The sequence below is a fragment of the Streptomyces sp. CO7 genome (assembly GCF_053474865.1).
Window position 1 is genome coordinate 197,950 of sequence record NZ_JBRIOU010000009.1, and the last position, 3,005, is coordinate 200,954.

A 3,005-nucleotide genomic window follows, 5' to 3' on the forward strand; every position below is an offset into this window, starting at 1 on the left:
CTCGGGGGCCTGGCCGGGGTCGTGGGGCATGGTGCGGGCCGGCTTCCTATGCGGCGCCGCGGCGCATCAGCAGTTCGCGCAGTTCACGCGCGTGACGACGGCTGACCTGGAGTTCCACGTCCCCCACCAGCACGCTGACGGTGCCGGCGGCGAGGCGGAGCTCCTCGATGTGGCGCAGGGCGACCAGGTGGCGGCGGTGTATGCGCACGAAGCCGTGGGGCTGCCAGCGTTCCTCGAGGGTGGAGAGCGGGACGCGGACCAGGTGGCTGCCGCCACAGGTGTGCAGCCGGGCGTAGTCGCCCTGGGCCTCGACGTGGGTGATGTCCTCGACCTGGACCAGCCTGCGCACCCCGCCGAGGTCGACGGCGATGGAGTCCGGTTCGGGTTCGTGCACGGGTATGCGGGCGGCGCGCAGCTCGTGGGCCCGGCGGACCGCCTCGGCGAGGCGTTCGCGGCGGACCGGCTTGAGGACGTAGTCGACCGCCTTGAGGTCGAAGGCCCGCACGGCGAAGTCCTCGTGCGCGGTGACGAAGACGACCAGCGGCGGGCTGGCGAAGCCGGTGAGCAGGCGGGCGAGCTCGAGGCCGTCGAGGCCGGGCATCTGGATGTCGAGGAAGACCACGTCGATGGCCTCGGGGCCGTCGGGTCCCGACTCCAGGGCGCGGGTGATGCGGCGCAGCGCCTCGGTCGCGTCGCCGGCGCCCTCGACCTTGCCGATCCGCGGGTCGGAGTCCAGCAGGTAGAGCAGTTCGCCCAGGGAGGGGCGTTCGTCGTCGACGGCGAGGGCGCGCAGCATGAAGGTGGAGTGTAGGAGCTGTTCGCACATTTGGACATGGTTGCCCGGCATGCCGGAACGCTCCCGGGTGCGGGAAGGTGCGATCCGCTCCGGAACACCCCGCTTGGTCGCTTGTCGGCTCTTTGCCCTCTTCCTAACGTGGGGGCATGGCCGTGAGACGACAGTCGCGCCCCCGGCGCTTCCTGATGTGCGAGCCCCGACACTTCGACGTGTCCTACGCGATCAATCCCTGGATGCATCCGGACGAGGAGGTCGACGTCCGCCGTGCGCACCGGCAGTGGGAGTCGCTGGTGGCCTCCTTCCGGGCGCACGGCCACGCGGTGGAGACCCTGCCGCCGGCGCCGGGGCTGCCCGACATGGTGTTCGCCGCCAACGCGGCCCTCGTGCTCGGCGGGCGGGCGCTGGGGTCGGTGTTCCACGCGCCCCAGCGGCGGGGCGAGGCGGACCACTACGAGCTGTGGCTCAAGGACGCCGGCATCCCGGTGCGGCGCGCCCGGTCGGTGTGCGAGGGCGAGGGCGACCTGGTGCCGGTGGGCGGCCGCGTGCTGGCGGGCACCGGGTTCCGCACCACGCCTGAGGCGCACCGGGAGGCCGAGGAGCTGTTCGGCGTGCCGGTGGTGGGGCTGCGGCTGGTGAACCCGTTCTTCTACCACCTCGACACCGCGCTGTTCGCCCTCGACGACGAGAACGTCGCCTACTACCCGGACGCCTTCGCGCCGGAGAGCCGCGAGGTGCTGGAGCGGCTGTTCCCGCACGCGGTGATCGCCACGCTGGGCGACGCACTGGCCTTCGGTCTGAACTCCGTCTCCGACGGACGTCATGTGTTCGTCGCGCCCGGGGCCGTCGCCCTGGGCGAGGAGCTGGCGCGTCTCGGCTACGTCCCCGTCCCCGTCGACCTGTCGGAGTTCCGCAAGGCCGGCGGGGGCATCAAGTGCTGCACCCTGGAGGTCCGATCATGACCGCGCCCACCGTTCCCTCCGGCCGCCCCGGCGGCTCCGGCGACCCCGACGGCCGCGGGATCGACTCCCCCGGCGCCCACGGCTCCGGCCCCGTCCCCGGCTCCGGTTCCGGTTCCGTGTCCGGCGGCAGGCGGGACTCCGCCGGGCTGATCCGCGCCGAGGAGGCCGTCCTCGCGCCCAACTACCATCCGCTGCCGGTGGTGGTGGCCCGGGCGGAGGGCGCCTGGGTGGAGGACGTGGAGGGCCGCCGCTACCTCGACCTGCTGGCCGGTTACTCCGCCCTGAACTTCGGCCACCGCCATCCGGTGCTGGTGGAGGCGGCCCACCGGCAGCTGGACCGTCTCACGCTGACCTCGCGGGCGTTCCACAACGACCAGCTGGCGGGCTTCGCGGAGCGGCTGGCGGCGCTGACCGGGCAGGAGATGGTGCTGCCCATGAACACCGGCGCCGAGGCGGTGGAGAGCGCGGTGAAGGTGGCGCGCAAGTGGGCCTACGAGGTCAAGGGCGTCCCCGAGGGCCGGGCGACGATCGTGGTCGCCGCCGACAACTTCCACGGCCGGACGACCACGATCGTGGGCTTCTCCACCGACGAGTCGGCCCGGGCCGGCTTCGGCCCGTTCACGCCGGGCTTCCGTATCGTCCCGTACAACGACCTGGCCGCGCTCGAGGCGGCCGTGGACGGGTCGACGGCGGCGGTGCTGCTGGAGCCGGTGCAGGGCGAGGCGGGGGTGATCGTGCCGGACGACGGCTACCTGACGGGGGTCCGGGAGATCACCCGGCGGGCGGGCTGCCTGTTCGTCGCCGACGAGATCCAGTCGGGGCTGGGGCGGACCGGCTCCACGCTGGCCGTGGACCTGGAGGAGGTCACCCCCGACCTGGTGCTGCTGGGCAAGGCGCTGGGCGGCGGCATCGTGCCGGTGTCCGCGGTGGTGGGCCGGCGCGAGGTGCTGGGCGTGCTGGGCCCGGGCACGCACGGCTCGACGTTCGGCGGGAACCCGCTGGCGGCGGCGGTGGGCGCCGCGGTGGTGGGGCTGCTGGAGACGGGCGAGTACCAGCGGAGGGCGGCCGAGCTGGGCATCGTGCTGCGCGACGGCCTGGCGCCGCTGGTGGGCCGGGGGGTCCGGGCCTTCCGCACCCGCGGCCTGTGGGCGGGGATCGACGTGGACCCCGCGCTGGGCACGGGGCGGGAGATCGGCGAGCGGCTGCTGGCCGAGGGCGTCCTGGTGAAGGACACCCACGGCTCCACCATC

Annotated in this window: 3 protein-coding genes; 2 read left to right on the top strand and 1 reads right to left on the bottom strand. The window is 73.8% G+C overall.

Annotation, left to right across the window (positions count from 1 at the left end):
* Positions 1–46: 46 nt before the first annotated feature.
* Entirely contained in the window at positions 47–796 is a 750-nt protein-coding gene (locus ACOV8S_RS27480) for a LytR/AlgR family response regulator transcription factor (RefSeq protein ID WP_448321334.1), read from the bottom strand.
* A 146-nt stretch (positions 797–942) separates the two neighbouring features.
* On the opposite strand from ACOV8S_RS27480, the gene ddaH reads away from it, so the two are divergent.
* Positions 943–1,755, top strand: coding sequence for a dimethylargininase (ddaH, locus tag ACOV8S_RS27485; RefSeq protein ID WP_448321125.1), 813 nt, complete (start codon positions 943–945; stop codon positions 1,753–1,755).
* Positions 1,752–3,005, top strand: a 1,254-nt coding sequence (gene rocD / locus ACOV8S_RS27490) for an ornithine--oxo-acid transaminase (protein WP_448321126.1), incomplete at its 3' end; no start/stop codon positions are given. The genes ddaH and rocD, both read left to right, overlap by 4 nt.

Bases quoted from the DNA above. Each gene is read 5' to 3' on its own strand.
- ACOV8S_RS27480 (WP_448321334.1), bottom strand. From the start codon at position 796: ATGCTGCGCGCCCTCGCCGTCGACGACGAACGCCCCTCCCTGGGCGAA.
- ddaH (WP_448321125.1), top strand. From the start codon at position 943: ATGGCCGTGAGACGACAGTCGCGCCCCCGGCGCTTCCTGATGTGCGAG.